Source organism: Luteolibacter rhizosphaerae (genome assembly GCF_025950095.1).
GTDB lineage: Bacteria > Verrucomicrobiota > Verrucomicrobiia > Verrucomicrobiales > Akkermansiaceae > Haloferula > Haloferula rhizosphaerae.
In genome coordinates, this window is record NZ_JAPDDR010000018.1 from 19,216 (window position 1) to 33,141 (window position 13,926).

Genomic DNA, 13,926 nt, shown 5'->3' on the forward strand with positions numbered 1-13,926 from the left:
TCGCCTTCGTTCGTTTGAGAGTCGTTGCGTAACTCAGCCCGCGATCACGAATTTCGGATCGTAGAAGTAGAGCGATTGCACCTCGCCGTCCGCGCCGTCGTAGATCACCAGCACGTAGTTGCCCGGATCATCGGGACGGAATGAAGTAAGGATCTTCTGCGGATTGCGCAGCCGTACGGTCACGTCGCCACCCGCATTGCCCAAGTCGATGGTGGTGGTCATCATGCGCTTCACGGAGGCTCCTTCCGGCTTGTCCTTGCCTTGGATCGAGGTCTCGAAAAGCACCTCCGGATTGCGGCAGACACTGAGCACGGTCATGCGGAATCCCTTCTCTTGGGCGCGTTGCTTGAGGCGCAGGATCTTCACGCCCCAGCGCTCCGGCTTGTCCTTGTCCGCCGGTATCTTCTCGGCGAAGGCGACCAGGCTGATCGTCTCGCCAGCCTCCACATTCAGCGTGGTGCTGCCTTCTTCCACGCCATCCTTGGACACGGTGATCTTCTTGGATCCGGCTTCCAACCCGATGCCGCCGGTGCGTTGGCCGAGCTTGTAGCCCTTCGGGTACATGTTCTCGCCATCGATCAGGAGTTTCGTGTTGCCGGTGCCCGGACCCACGGCATTGACCAGGCGGATGAATCCCACCTGAGGCCTGCCGCCCTGCGCCAAGGCGAGCGCGGGCAGCAGCGCGAAGAAGAGGCAAGCCAGCCGCGCGAGCAGGCCGGCGGGTCGCAAGGCCGGGCCCTGCAGTTTAGAAATCGTTCTCATGGGTTACGCGGGGCTGATATTCGGTTTCGAGGATGTCTTCGTTGTCATCGCGGTCGCCCGGATCGGCGAAGACGGTGAAGGCCTTCTTGGATTCGGAAAGGACCTCGACATCTTCCATGTTCCCGCCTTCGGGGAGATAGACCGCTTGGCCGACCACCCAGACGCGGAAGTTCCGCGAGCGCAGGGTGGAGGCTTCGTAGAGCCGGGAGAACATTTCCTCGCTGGCGGAGTCCGTCCATTCGATGCGGGTGTTCTGAGCGTAGACCTCGCGATTGCCGAAGACCGGGCGATCGGTCGCATCCTTGGCCTTGGCGATATCGGCGGCGCAGGCGAAAGGCCGCGAGCGGACGATTGCCTCCGCCACCCGGTCCGCGACCTTGGTGTTGGTGGGCGTGCCGAGATTCAGGGCGGCGATGGGCTGCGCCATCATCGTGCTCGTCTGGTGATTCGTGGAGGTGGTCTGGGAGAGGAGCGGGTCTTGTTTGAGATAGCCTGCGACCAAGGCGCGGATCGCATCCGGCTCGGCGGTGTTCAGGTTCACGTTGCCCTCGATGCGGATCAGCTTGCCCTCACGCTTGTCGACATCCCGCGAGGTGGAGATGCCGGTATGGAAGAGGTCGAGGAGATGCGCGGCATGCTGGCCCGGGGTATCGCGGAACCGCGGGTGCTCGGCGCGGCCGATGCGGAGCGTGTTACCCCCGCCGCTTTCGGTGGTGTAGGGAGAGTTCAGTTCCACCTCCGGCCATGACACCCGGCCGGGCGGCAGGCTGGGGCTTGCGGAATTGTGAGTCGCCGTATCCCGCGCGCCGCTGCCGGGAGAGCCGGTCAGATCCCCGTAGGTCGGCCTCCACATCACCGGATCATAGGCGCGGCCCAGCTCCGTGGCGCTGTAGAAGCGGCCCAGGTTCGACATCCGCATCGGCGCCTGCTCGGCCACGGGGGTTGGCAGATTGAGGAAGAAGCGCGGGTCATCCGGCACGGTGCGGCGATCCTCGGTGAAGAAGTTGTTCGAGCCGTAGGGCGAGTTGTGGCCGCCATCCGGCCATTCGGATGGCAGTACCCGCCCGTAGTGCTTGCGCTTCGCCGCGCTGTCGCTGGAGTAGATGCTGCCCCAGCGGATGGTGCGGCGGTTCGGGCTGTAGTTCTGCGGCCAGGAATTCGCGTCCTGCGGTGCGGTGATGTACATCGACATCCGCGGGTCGCCCATGTTGTTCACGAAAGACTCGGTCTTCAGCTTGTAGCTGTGGCCCGGGATCGTTGCAGAGACCTTTTGGCTCGAGTTGGTGGCATTGTTGCCGGGGTAATAGAGCAGTTGATCGTAGTGGCGCAGCTTGCCCTTGGAGTGATCTACCATCGTGTTGTTCCAGCGCATCTTGTAGCCGCTCTGCTGGTTGTCGTCGTTGCTCACCTCGAGCGGGCTCGGCACGAAGAGCGAGGCCGCCCCGACATCGATCCTCATCCGGGCTTCGCCGAGCTTGAAGACCTTGTACTCGTTCGCGCGCAGGCTGACATTGATCGAGGGGAACCAGAAGGAGTCGGGGCCCTCGCGCATGATGTTGGTCGCCGTTACGCTTGGATCGAAAAGCAGCTCGGGATCGCCCAAGCCGATCTCCGGAATCGCACCGACCTGCATCGAGTACTCCGTTTCGTAGGAGAACTGCGCCTGGCCGGAGACCGGCTGGTTGGTCATGTTCCAGAGCTCGGCGAAGACCGTGACGAGAATCGTGACATAGGTGCGGGACTGGTCGCGGGTAACGCTGTCCCACTTGATGGAGAACATGTGCTCGCTGACCAGCGGGAAGCCCTCGATGCCGCGGTAGCGACCCTCTACCACGCGAGGTGTGTCGTCGGTATCCGCGTAGTCGAATGCGTTGGCTGCGATCGTGCGCAGGTAATCCTCCGGGAAGCCGCCTTGGCGGTTCTTGAACTCCGGCAACGCGGAGTCGACCCAAGTGGCAAACTCGTCCACCGCTCCGCCGGGTGACTTGTTGAGCAGTTCGTTGAGGTTCCGCTTCGGCTGACCTGCGGCTTCTCCGGAAATGCCGCGTGCGTAGGGGACGACCGGATGCTCATCGTAAGGCTGGATGATTGGGCTCGTGCTGCGCTCCAGCGCGGCGGCGATGTCATCGTCCAGTTCACCTTCCTCGTTCCGCTTCAGGGGCGCTTCATAGCCGACGGCACCCACCACCGAGTCCGGCGAGAGCATGGCAGGGCGGCCATCGACGATCTGATTGGTCAGCTTGCCATCGCCATCTTCCGTTGCCTTCGGATCGAGAACGTGGATCGCGACTTGATCGAGCCGCTTGTCGGTAGGCTCTTCGGGAGGATTCGGGTTGATGCCGGAAACCGGGAAGGGATAGGCGTTGCGCGAGTTGGCGCCGCCATCGCCATCCTTGTTGCCCGCCGTCATGGCATCGACCTTGGATTGCAGGTCTTCCACCCAGTAAGCATAGCGGGCGACCATCTCGCCCTTTTCGTTCTTCACCGGCACCCACTCGACCTGGATGGGGTCTTGCCAAGGCAGAGTCTTGAAAGTGGCGTGGTCGGTATCGTCGTCGTCCACCTCGGGGATTTCGGGGGCGACCAAGGTTCCGCTCTGAGTCGGCATCTCGTTCGCGCTGAAGAGAGGCGTGTAGCGGTAGGTGACATTGGTGCCGCCGCCATCGCCACGCGCCACGTAGAGCTGCGAGGGTGCATCGAGCTTGCTGTTCTCGACCAGATTCGGCGAGGGGCGACCGATAATCAGAAAGTCGTCGTTCGCGGTCTCTTTCCTGAGGATCGCCCGGAAGTCTTCCAAGCCCGCGCGGGCAGCGAGCTCGGCGCGTTTGGCATCCGCGAAGGAGCGTGCGGTCTTCTTCTCAATGCTGATGATGGCGATCAGCCCGACCGCGAGAATCAGCATCGCGGCGGAGACGATCATGACGGCCGGCAGCGTGAAGCCCGGCGCGTGGCTGCGGCGTGGGTGGCGTTCAGGCATCGTTTCCAAATCTCTGGATCGCCTCGTAAGTTTCGAGGCCACGGTTGTGAGATGCTTCCTCCGGATCTCCGAGCAGAGGGTGGTTGCCCCAGTCGGCGGAGGTGGTGAGCTTTCCGAGCAAGTCGCGGCGGGCGACTGTCAGCTTGATGCGGAGGGCATCGGGAGCATTGCTGGTGTCGCCGTCCCAGTCTTCCCAGCGGCCGCTGCCATCGCGCATGAGGGGCTCGGCGGAGAAGGAAACCACGCCGAAGGCTACCGGTTCATCCGCGTCTTCTTCGGTGAAGAGGGAGTCGAAGCTGCCGCTGCCCCGGAGCGCGGGGAAGACATCGCCGCTGTCGCGGAAGCCGCGCATGAGGCAGCGCACCGTGGTGCCGGCCACGACCACGTCCTTGATGTAGTAGTGGATCGCGCAGAGGTCGCCATTGCGCTTCTTCTCGGTCTGGGCGTCGTCCGCTTGCAAGGAGATGAATCCGAGCTGCGCCTGCCTCCAGCCGGAACCGTCGTTCTCGAGGATCGTGTCCTTGTGCCACTCGGCCTTCGCGAGATCGCCGGAGAGCTGGGTCAGCAGCGCGCGGGCTTCGCGTTCGGCGGCCACGTTCCCGGAACCCCGGTCGTAGCCATCGCCGGCCCGGGACAGGATCGTCGCCGCGACGAAGAGGATGATCGAGCCGATGGCCATGGTGACCATCATTTCGACCAGCGTGAAACCGCTGCGTGGGGAGGCGGTTCCGGATTTCATGGCAGCTTGGTGTGGAAGTCCATTTTCCGGCGGCGTTCGGAGGGCGCGATGGCGGGATATTCGATCGAGACCTTCACGGTCAGCATGGACGGGAAGCCCTCGCGATCCTCCTCATCGGTCCCTTGGAGGGTCGCCAGGTAATAGGCCTCCTGAGTGCCGAGCTCTTCGATGCCGGCATCGTACTGCCCTCCATCCACGCGCCCGAGGAGTTTGCCATCTCCACCGAAGGCGAGGCAGAGCAAGTCGGTCTTGCCGAATTCCTGGCCCCGCAGCATCGCGGGCAGGTGCTCGGCGGCTCCGCGGCTCGCCATCTCCAGCTCGGACATGCTGTTCTCCACGATCAAGGGCGCCCGGGTTTCTGCACGGGCGGAGCTGCCGCCTTCATTCGCGCGCATCAGTGCGGCCAGCGCCAATGGAGCGACCACCGCCAGAACGCCGATCGAAACCATTGCCTCCACGAGGGAGACGCCGCGCTGCAAGCCCGGTCGTGGGGAGGGAAGTTTCATCAGTCGAGTCTCCAAGGCCGGGCGACCACCCGGCCGATCCGCAGCGAGCTGGCGCCGCCGCCGGTCACGGGCATCGCCTTGCCGCCGCGGTAGTTCCCGTTGCCAACCTTTAGGGCCACGGGGTCCGACCCGCTCGGCCAAGCCAGGCCGCCGCGGGGGTTGAAAGCGAGAACATGGACGGAGGCGGAATTCTGGCCATCCTTCCAGCTGAGCTGGACCTTTTCCTGTTCGAGCAGGTTGTCGAAGTCGCGGATCTTGTCGCCGAGGAAGACGACGCCGGTCGGGAGCACGCTCCAACGCTGGATTTGGATGGCTTCGACTTCCGAGCCTTCCTCGGGCAGGGCATCCACCTCGAAGAGGCCGAATCGGCAATGCTCGTCGACATCCCCGGACTGGGGTTCGGCTACGGCGAGGAGGATGGGCTTGCGCCGTGTGATCGCGGTGGTCCGCGCCTGCTCGATCGCGGCGACCACCTGGTCGGTGCCGGTGCGCTGGGCGTTCGCGGCGGTGTTCCCCATCACGGACAGGCCCGCCATGGTGAGGGCCCCGATGATGACCATCACGACCAGCAGCTCGATCAAGCTGAAGCCGGGTGCGGCGTGGGAAGGGAATCTGAGAGGCGGTTTCACGCGGGGACGGGGAATACGCGACTCCGACATTGCTCGGATGCCATCACGAAGTAAACACTCAAGGCGTCGGTTGCCGAGGCCTTTGCCACAAATTCGGGATTGTAACGATCCTGTCAGATTCACGCTCTTTGCCCCCGCTCCATGTGACGCGTACGTTGCAGGAATCATGCCGCCGGGGATCTTTCTCATCGACGCGATCGGACCGTTTTTCCGCGGTTTCGAGGGACGCCGGATCAATTGGTCCAAGATTCCCTTCACTTACCTGGCCACCGAGGGGGACCAGCGCAGCGTTCAATGGAACGCTATTCGTGAAGATATGCTCCGGTTTACCCGGGAAGCCGCTGCAGCAGGTTACAATGCGGTCACCTTCGACGATCTGGCCCATCTGGCGCCGCACTCCCTGCACGAGCCGGAGACGGCGGCGCGGATCGCAGTGTTCCGGGAGGAGTTCCGGGAGATCTTCCGGATCGCCCGTGAGGCCGGGCTGGCGATTTACGTGACTTCGGACGTTCTACCGGTGACGCCGCAGGTGGATGCGGTCCTCGGCAATCACCGGCAAAGGCTGGAGGATTTTTATGTCGAGTTGGTGAGCAGCTTTCTGCGCGACTTCCCGGAAATAAGCGGCTTGGTGCTGCGGATCGGCGAGAGTGACGGGGTGGATGTGAAGGATCCGATCCGCACCCGCCTGCATGTCCGGAGCGCCACCGAGACGAACCGCCTCCTGCGCACCCTGCTGCCGGTGTTCGAGCAACATGATCGCACCTTGATTCTCCGGACTTGGACGGTGGGGGCACACCGGGTGGGTGACCTGATCTGGCACCGCCGAACTCTGGCCCACGCGTTGGATGGCATCGAGTCCCCGAACTTCATTCTCTCCATGAAGTACGGCGAGAGCGACTTCTTCCGCTACCTGCCCCTGAACCGCGCATTCTTCCGGACCCCGCACCGCAAGATCGTCGAGCTGCAAGCGCGGCGCGAGTACGAAGGGGCGGGGGAGTTCCCGAGCTTCATCGGCTGGGACTGCGAGAACTACGCCCGCGAGCTGCAGGGCAATGCGAACCTGGCGGGGATCTCGGTGTGGTGTCAGACCGGGGGCTGGCACCGTTTCCGACGTCTCACCTTTCTTGAGGAGGGAGACCGCGATTTCTGGCTGAGGCTGAACACGGTGGTGGCGCTACGCATCTTTCGCGATCGCGAATCGGTGGAGGATGCCGTGGCGGGAATCGTCGGTGCGGAGCGCGCTCCGGCCGTCTTGGAATTGCTACGCCATGCCGAGACCGTGGTGAAGGAGTTGCACTACATCGGCGACTTCGCGACCCAGAAGCTCTTCTTCCGCCGCGTGCGCATCCCGCCTCTTCTCCACGTCTACTGGGACTGCCTGTTCATCAATCACGCGGTGAGGAAGGTGCTGCGGCATTTCGTCCGGGATCCCGAGCGGTCCCTTCGTGAAGGGGAGGCAGCCTATGCACTCTTTCCGCGGATGATCGAGCTCGCCCGCAGCGCGGAGTTGCCGGTGGCGGATATCGAGCATTGGCGCGACTTCTGCCATCTGATCCGTCTTGCCCGCCGCTATTACTTCCTGCCCTTCGATCCGGAACTGGCCGAGAAGATCCGCGCTTCGAAGAAGGCCTACAAGAAGGCTTGGCCGAGCGAGCGCCGCCAGCGCTACCGCATCAAGCTGTCTTTCGAGCCCTTCAAGGTGAAACGGCAGACCCTTGGCTGGCTCTCCTCGCTGTTACTCCGGCGGCAGCGCGGCTACCGGCTGATCGATCACGTCTTCACGCTGAATCTTCTCGGGCTCGCCTTCCGTTTGTTCCGTCCGGGGAAGAGCAAGGCGGTGCCGAAGTTCCTGCGGAAGAGCGCGATGGGGGTCGATGCCTTGTTCAGGTGAGGCGCACTTCGTGATACTCCAGCGCCCACTCCTTCATGAAACGGACCCGATTCGGTTCGATGCGGTAGATCAGGAGTTCGGGGTTATCCGGGGTGCCGAGGTAGGATCTTAGCAAGGGGTTCTTCTCCCAGATCGCTGCGAGCAACTCGGGGTCGTCTTCGATCATGGCGATCCCGGTGATTCTGACCTGATGGTGATCCGCATCGAGATAGCAGAGTTCCACCCTCGGGTTGGCAGCGATCTCGCCGGTCTTGTGATAGCTTCGCAAGTTCGCCACCCAGATGGTGAATCGTTCGGTTTTCACCGGTGAAACGGGCCTGATCCTCGGCTGTCCGGCATCGTCGCTCGCGAGCATCGGGAACTTGGCGGCTTTCATGGTGGCAAGTGCCAACTCCGGGAGTTGCGCGGGATCGACGGGCTCGGGTTTGGGTTGTGCCATGGTGCGAGACAATGCGCCGGATACGCAGCGCCTCCAGCGTGAACTTGCCGCAGGCCACGAGATCTGATCGGATGGCGATGATGAAACGGACCCTCGCCCTTCTCGCCTGTCTGATCTCCGTTGTTGCCGCAGAGGAGCGACCTGCCCTCTATCCCTTCGATGTGACTCTTGGAGGGACCAAGGCGGAGATGAAGGAAGGCAACGAGATCTTTGCCGAAGTGTCGAAGCCGGTTGCTCCGGACGCCGTGCTGGCGCTGGAGAAGGAAGTGCCGATGCTGATCGTGAACGCTTTTCCCTGCAAGGAAGACGGGACCGTGGAAGAGACGCAGGCGGCCGCCATCATCTTCGCGCAGAATGTGAAGGAGGTGAAGCTGGATGCCACCATGGACAAGAAGAAGCTCGTACCGGGCACCTACCTCGCGAACGTGGTGGCGGACGGCAAGACCTCGCGGATCGTGTTCGTGGTAGCGACCCCGGATCAGAAGCCGGTGGTGAACTTCTCGAAGGTGCTGGGCTTCCTGAAGAAAAAGGCGGGGGTCGAGTGAATGACGTACGTCCGCTTCGTATCAGGCACCAACCGTGAGGAGCCCCGGGACCAGCATGGCGTGGTCACGGAGTTGAGAATGCTCAGGGACTCCGGCACGCTCGCCGCGTATGAGGTCGAGCATATCAACGAACTATTCAAATGGTTCAACGAGGAGCTGACCTGTCCGCCCTTCAGGAAGAAGCGATGGTCTGCCGATGCGATCAGTTGGTTCAAGGGCAGTGCCCAGGATCTCATCTCACGTTTCCGGGATATGATCGCGATCCTGGAAATCCACGACCGGCCGGTGCGGATGATCACGACCGATGATCCGGGACGCATCCTCTACGAGGATGAGCACCAAGTGGTGGCCGAGTCTCCGGAATACTGAGAGGCCTTGGTTCAGGCTCCGACTTTCAAGCTCATGCCCATCTCGCGGAAGATCCGGTCGCGAGCCTCCAGGTAGCCGCGTGAGTCGAGGTCGCGGGGGCGCGGGATCTCGATCTTTTCGCTGAACTGGACGGTGGCGGGGCGACGGCTCATGACGAGCACGGTGTCCGCAAGTTGGACGGCTTCCTCGATGTCGTGGGTGACGAAGAGGATCGTCTTTTTCTCCTCCTGCCAGATGCGAACGAGGTCCGCGCGCATCTTGAGACGGGTGATGAAATCGAGCGCGCCGAAAGGCTCGTCCATGTAGATGATGTCCGGCGATGCGGCGAGCGCACGTGCGATCTCCACTCGCTGGCGCATGCCACCGGACAACTCGCGCGGATAAGATTTGTCGAAGCCGGTGAGGCCGACCATGTCGATGTAGCGTTTGACCACGGTACGGCGTTCTTCCTCCGTGCGTTCCAAGAGGCCGAAGCCGACATTGTCCTCCACGTTCAGCCAAGGAAACACACCGTTCTCTTGGAAGACGAAGATGCGTTTCGGGTCAGGTCCGGTGACCGGCTTGCCCTCTACAAGGATGCTTCCAGAGCTTTGCTGAAGGAAACCGCCGATGATATTCAGCAGGGTGGACTTGCCGCAGCCGGACGGACCGACGATGCAAACGAATTCACCCCTCTTCACGGAGAGATTTACGTCTTCCAGTACATGGACCTGTTCCCCCTTCTTCTTGCCGGGGAAGGTCATCCAGAGGTCGCGGATTTCGATTGCGTTGGATGAAGCGCTCATTTGTTGGCGTAGCCCCAGCGGACCTCGTCGAATTTTTCCAAACGTCGGACTGCAATGTCCAAGCCTAGGCCAATGAGGCCGATCATCACCATGCCGGCGACCACGAGGTCGTAGCGCTTGCCAGCATTGCGGGCGTCAATGATCAGGTAGCCCAATCCCGAGTTCACGGCGATCATCTCGGCCGCCACTACAACGAGCCAGGCAATGCCGAGGGCGATGCGAAGGCCGGTGAGGATCTGCGGCAGGCATGCGGGGAAGATCACCTTGCGGAAAAGCTGGGCATTGGAGAGGCCGAAGTTGCGGGCGGCCCGCACATAGACCGGCTGCATGTTCTGAACCGCGGCCATGGAAGAGACCGTGATCGGGAACACGCTCGCCAAGAAGATTAGGAACACGGGTGCCAGATCCGTAACCCCGAACCAGAGGATTGCCACCGGGATCCACGCAATCGGAGAGATCGGCCGGAAGACCTGGATCATGGGGTTGAGCGCGAGCGCCGCCGGTCTGAACCACCCGAGCAAGAGTCCAAGCGGTACGCCCACCATGATGGCTAGGAAGAAGCCCCAAGTCACCCGGAACAAGGAGGCGACGATATATTTCAGGAGAACTCCCTTCTGGACCAACTCAACGATCCCGAGAGCAACCTGCCAAGGGGTGGGGAAAAGATCGCTGCCGGAGATTTTCACGGCCATGTGCCAGGCGACCAAAAAGAGAACCGCGACGATGAGCGGCAGATGGATGTTCTTCATGGTTCGTCCAAATCCTTCAATGCCTGTTCCGCGGTATATTCGTAGGCCTTCTTCCTCGTTTCCGCCGCATCGCTGAAGCGGGTGTCCACGTAGTCTTCAAACTTCACGGTGCCTTGCAGGATGCCGGACTGCTTTCCAAGGGCCGCGATTTCTTCGAAGTTTTCTTTCTGCACTCCAAGGTTGCCGTATCTCACCCGATCCGGCGGCTTGCTCAGCACGAACTCCAGCAGGCGGGGGTGTTGGTTGTAGTAACGCTTCGATACGAACTGCGCGGCCGCCATGCGCTTGTCCATGCCGTCCTCCAGCCACATGCCGCTGTTCGCGATTCCATCCACCAGCTTCTGGACCCGGTCCGGATGGTCGCGGATCTCGTCCTCATGAACGGCAAGAACGCAGGAGATGAAGTTCGGCCAGATGTCTTTGGTCAGGTAAAGGACACGGCCGTAGCCGTCCAACTCGCACTGGCCCATGAAAGGCTCCCCGCTCGTCACCGCATCTACCGACTTGGTGGCCAGCGCGGTGGGCATGTCGGGCGGGGGCATTTCCAGCAGTTTGATGTCGTCGATGGTCATTCCCGCATTGTTGAGAGCGCGGAAGATGAGGAGACGCTGGTTGGAGTAGCGGTTTGGCACTGCGACCACCTTGCCACGCAGGTCGGCGATGCTGCGGATGTTCGAGTCCTTCTGCACCATCAGAGCGGTGCCGTCGCGGTGTCCCAAGTAGACGATCTTGATCGGCACTCCCTGCTCGCGCAGCGCGATCGCCATCGGTGCCAAAATGAAGGTGGCCTTGGTATGGCCGGAAAGGAAGGACTCCTTGAGTTCCGGCCAACCGCTGAATTTCAGCGGCTCGAAAATGCCGTCGCCCTCGATTTCCTTGTTAATGAAATTGGTAACCGGGCAGGTCAGGTGACAGGTGACCGGGAGAAATCCAATCCTGAGCTTGTCTTCCTTTTCCTCACCCCAAGTGAACTTCTCCATGTTCATTTGGTAGTGCATCGCGGAAATCGCACCGATCCAGACGGAGGCGGTTAGAAGCAGCGTGCCGCGTAGGGTCATGAGAGAAGGGAAGGGGTGGAGCGAGCGCGCTGGTAGCCTGCGGCTCAGGGCGATCTGATCCTAGCCGGGCGGCCCCTTCAATTCCTTTGTAGCGCCAAACGTGGCGATAGATTGCACTTTAGTAATGACGGAGGCCCGGGTAGGATCGAGCCATTCGAACCATTCATCGGTGATGCCCCGTCTCTCGAAAGATCAGCATAATCATTTGACCGTTACCTTGGACCGCTGGTTGAAGACCAACTTCCGGGATTCCCTCGATCTCCAGGCCTTGGCGAAGGAGATCGGGATCACGCGGTTCCTGCTATGCCGTCTCTACCGGGAGCGCTCGGGCAAGACCATCCGTCTCAAGCAACGGGAGATCCGAGTCAACCATGCAGCCAAGCTCCTGTCGAAGGGTGAACGGAAGATCAGCGATGTCGCCCGGGAGGTGGGCTATGCGAGCCTGAGCCACTTCACCAAAGCCTTTCAGGAGGAAAAGGGACGGCTGCCAAGCGCTTGGAGAAGCCATCCCCGGATCATCGCAATCCCCGACACCGCGGGCGGCTTGCCCGCACCGGGGCTGACCTTCGTGAGAGAGATCAGCGAAGTGCCTGCCGAGTTGACGGGTGGGTCCGGGCAGTGGGAGCAGGGTGAGAACGATACCGCACCGCCTCGCAGCTCCGGAACATCCCGCCGCAGCCGCGGGCGATGGAAAGCGGGAAATGCATTTGTCGATTGAGCTTTCTGCCTATTTGGCTGCGAGTTCCTTCTGGTCCTCGATGGCGGTCAGCTCCCATTTGCCGTCCTTGCCGATCTTGAGCAGCCAATCGTGGTGCTTCAGGAGAGTGGACCGGTGACCCACGCTCACGTAGGTGTAGCGATGCTTCCGGAGATACTGATAGAGCCGGTCTTCGTTCGGTTCATCCAGCGCGCTGGTCGATTCGTCGAGGAAGGCAATCGCGGGGCGTTTGAATAAAAGCCGGGCGAAGGAAAGGCGCTGTTGTTCGCCAAGCGAGAGCATGTTGGCCCAGTCCGCTTCACGGTCGAAGTCTCCCTCCACCCGGTCCGAAAGTTCCGGCAGGTTCACCGTCTCCAGTACTTCCTGCATGGTTTCGTTGTCGGTATCTCTCCGCGCCTCCGGATAGTCGAGCTGGGCGCGCAGGCTGCCGGGCACCATGTAGGGCCGCTGCGGCAGGAACATCATGTTGCGGTAGGGCGGTCGGCCGATCTTGCCCTCGCCCGTGCTCCATAGTCCGGCGATGGTCCTGAGGAGGGAACTTTTGCCCGAGCCGCTCTCGCCCATGATCAGCAGGCTCTTCCCGGGTTGGAGGCGGAAGTTCAGATCGTGCATCAGCTCTCGCCCGCTATCCGGGGTCTTCACCGTCAGATTTTCCAGAGCGATGGTTTTCTCGTCCTCGCTGATCTCGATCTGCTCTGCGTGTTCCGCCTCCAGGTCGTCCTCTGCATCGCGCTCGTCGAGGAAGTCCCACAGGGAACCGAGCCGCGTCACCCCTGCGGCGAAAGCGCTCAAGCGCTCGAACTGGGTGATGAACAGGGAGACAGCTGCGAGAAAGGTCGCGAAAGCTGCCGTGGCTTGCGCGATCTTCCCGAACTCCACCTTCCCCTGCATGAAGAGGGGGGCCACGATCACGAGTGGCAGGATCAGGGCGAGCGAATTGTAGCCCGTGGTGAAGAAGGCAAGATTCCGGTTCCAACGGATCAGAACGAGCATGTTTCCCACCACGCCGCCCAAGCGGGCCCGCAGGTCGCGCAACTCACGGCGCTCGCCGCGGTAAAAGGCGATCGATTCCGCGTTGTCCCGCACCCGCACCAACCCATAGCGCAGGTTCGCCTCGCGCTCATATTGGAGGTAGTTCAAGCCGATCAGCCGTTTCCCGATCAGGAATGCGACGAGGGATCCCACGAGAGCGTAGCTTACCAGCACGGCGACCAAGGTTCCGGAGATCGACCACAGGACGCTCGCGTAGCCGATGATCTGGATCACCGAGTTGATCACGAGCAGGGAGAAGGAGAGCGAGGTAGTGGTGAAATTCCGGGCGTCTTCCGAGATGCGCTGATCGGGGTTGTCGATTTCCTCATGCCCCTGCAAGCGGTAGTAGGCGCGGTTGTAAAAGTAGCGGAGCGTGAAGGTGCGGGTGAGGAAGTCCCGCCAGTTCAGAGCGAGGCGCTCTTCCACATATCGGTAGAAAGCGGCCAGAGGGATGGTGACGGCGATGGTCCCCAGATAAAGCCAGAGCTCCTTCTGGAAGGCGGCGGAGTTCCGCTTCTCCAGCGCCGTCATCACGTCGCTCATCACGAAGCCCGCCGCGATTCCTACGCCCGTGACCGCGATGGTCAGGACCATCAGGGAGCCGAGCTGCAGCCATGCCCGCCCCCAAGTGCGACCGAAAAAGTAGGGTCGGACCAAACGCCATAGCTGAACCCAGACGTGGCGGGTAAACTTCGGAGCCTGATCCATGAGTTCGCCACTTTTCGGC

Annotated in this window: 14 protein-coding genes; 4 read left to right on the plus strand and 10 right to left on the minus strand. The window is 61.8% G+C overall.

The features are described from left to right. Positions 1 to 33 precede the first annotated feature (33 nt). From OJ996_RS24295 to OJ996_RS24315, 5 genes are read right to left on the minus strand one after another with little or no spacing between them, the layout of a single operon-like run. On the minus strand, positions 34 to 762 hold the full coding sequence (locus OJ996_RS24295; protein ID WP_264516319.1) for a hypothetical protein: 729 nt from the start codon (positions 760 to 762) through the stop codon (positions 34 to 36). Next, positions 746 to 3,739 carry a PilV family protein gene (locus OJ996_RS24300; protein WP_264516320.1) on the minus strand — a complete coding sequence of 998 codons (2,994 nt, stop codon included), beginning with the start codon at positions 3,737 to 3,739 and terminating at the stop codon, positions 746 to 748. Before OJ996_RS24300 ends, OJ996_RS24295 begins: the two co-directional genes overlap by 17 nt. After that, positions 3,732 to 4,478 carry a PulJ/GspJ family protein gene (locus OJ996_RS24305; protein ID WP_264516322.1) on the minus strand — a complete coding sequence of 249 codons (747 nt, stop codon included), beginning with the start codon at positions 4,476 to 4,478 and terminating at the stop codon, positions 3,732 to 3,734. Before OJ996_RS24305 ends, OJ996_RS24300 begins: the two co-directional genes overlap by 8 nt. Next, a complete protein-coding gene (locus tag OJ996_RS24310; protein WP_264516323.1) occupies positions 4,475 to 4,984 on the minus strand; it encodes a hypothetical protein in 510 nt (169 codons plus the stop codon). The genes OJ996_RS24305 and OJ996_RS24310 overlap by 4 nt, the downstream gene beginning before the upstream one ends. Further along, complete coding sequence (locus tag OJ996_RS24315; RefSeq protein ID WP_264516324.1) at positions 4,984 to 5,613, minus strand: pilus assembly FimT family protein; 630 nt, start codon at positions 5,611 to 5,613, stop codon at positions 4,984 to 4,986. Before OJ996_RS24315 ends, OJ996_RS24310 begins: the two co-directional genes overlap by 1 nt. A gap of 316 nt (positions 5,614 to 5,929) precedes the next feature. On the opposite strand from OJ996_RS24315, the gene OJ996_RS24320 reads away from it, so the two are divergent. After that, the gene (locus tag OJ996_RS24320) at positions 5,930 to 7,504 is read left to right on the plus strand and encodes a hypothetical protein (protein WP_264516325.1); all 1,575 of its coding nucleotides are present in this window, start codon (positions 5,930 to 5,932) and stop codon (positions 7,502 to 7,504) included. On the opposite strand, the gene OJ996_RS24325 is transcribed toward OJ996_RS24320, so the two are convergent. Beyond that, complete coding sequence (locus OJ996_RS24325; protein WP_264516326.1) at positions 7,497 to 7,943, minus strand: pyridoxamine 5'-phosphate oxidase family protein; 447 nt, start codon at positions 7,941 to 7,943, stop codon at positions 7,497 to 7,499. The two genes, OJ996_RS24320 and OJ996_RS24325, sit on opposite strands and share 8 nt — an antisense overlap. An 80-nt stretch (positions 7,944 to 8,023) precedes the next feature. Here OJ996_RS24325 and OJ996_RS24330 point away from each other — a divergent pair, with 80 nt between their 5' ends. Both OJ996_RS24330 and OJ996_RS24335 read left to right on the plus strand, forming a co-directional pair. Then, on the plus strand, positions 8,024 to 8,488 hold the full coding sequence (locus tag OJ996_RS24330; RefSeq protein WP_264516327.1) for a hypothetical protein: 465 nt from the start codon (positions 8,024 to 8,026) through the stop codon (positions 8,486 to 8,488). After that, positions 8,489 to 8,857, plus strand: coding sequence for a hypothetical protein (locus tag OJ996_RS24335; protein WP_264516328.1), 369 nt, complete (start codon positions 8,489 to 8,491; stop codon positions 8,855 to 8,857). 11 nt (positions 8,858 to 8,868) lie between these two features. Here the strand turns inward: OJ996_RS24335 and OJ996_RS24340 are convergent, their stop codons facing one another. The 3 genes from OJ996_RS24340 to OJ996_RS24350 are packed head-to-tail and all read right to left on the minus strand — an operon-like array spanning position 8,869 to position 11,449. Continuing rightward, positions 8,869 to 9,642 (minus strand): ABC transporter ATP-binding protein, encoded by a 774-nt coding sequence (locus OJ996_RS24340; protein WP_264516329.1) that lies wholly within the window; start codon positions 9,640 to 9,642, stop codon positions 8,869 to 8,871. After that, positions 9,639 to 10,391, minus strand: coding sequence for an ABC transporter permease (locus tag OJ996_RS24345; RefSeq protein ID WP_264516330.1), 753 nt, complete (start codon positions 10,389 to 10,391; stop codon positions 9,639 to 9,641). Before OJ996_RS24345 ends, OJ996_RS24340 begins: the two co-directional genes overlap by 4 nt. Then, positions 10,388 to 11,449 (minus strand): ABC transporter substrate-binding protein, encoded by a 1,062-nt coding sequence (locus OJ996_RS24350; RefSeq protein ID WP_264516331.1) that lies wholly within the window; start codon positions 11,447 to 11,449, stop codon positions 10,388 to 10,390. The genes OJ996_RS24345 and OJ996_RS24350 overlap by 4 nt, the downstream gene beginning before the upstream one ends. Before the next feature lie 172 nt (positions 11,450 to 11,621). On the opposite strand from OJ996_RS24350, the gene OJ996_RS24355 reads away from it, so the two are divergent. Continuing rightward, positions 11,622 to 12,167, plus strand: coding sequence for a helix-turn-helix transcriptional regulator (locus OJ996_RS24355; RefSeq protein ID WP_264516332.1), 546 nt, complete (start codon positions 11,622 to 11,624; stop codon positions 12,165 to 12,167). A gap of 9 nt (positions 12,168 to 12,176) precedes the next feature. Here the strand turns inward: OJ996_RS24355 and OJ996_RS24360 are convergent, their stop codons facing one another. Then, entirely contained in the window at positions 12,177 to 13,907 is a 1,731-nt protein-coding gene (locus OJ996_RS24360) for an ABC transporter ATP-binding protein/permease (protein ID WP_264516334.1), read from the minus strand. Positions 13,908 to 13,926 lie beyond the last annotated feature (19 nt).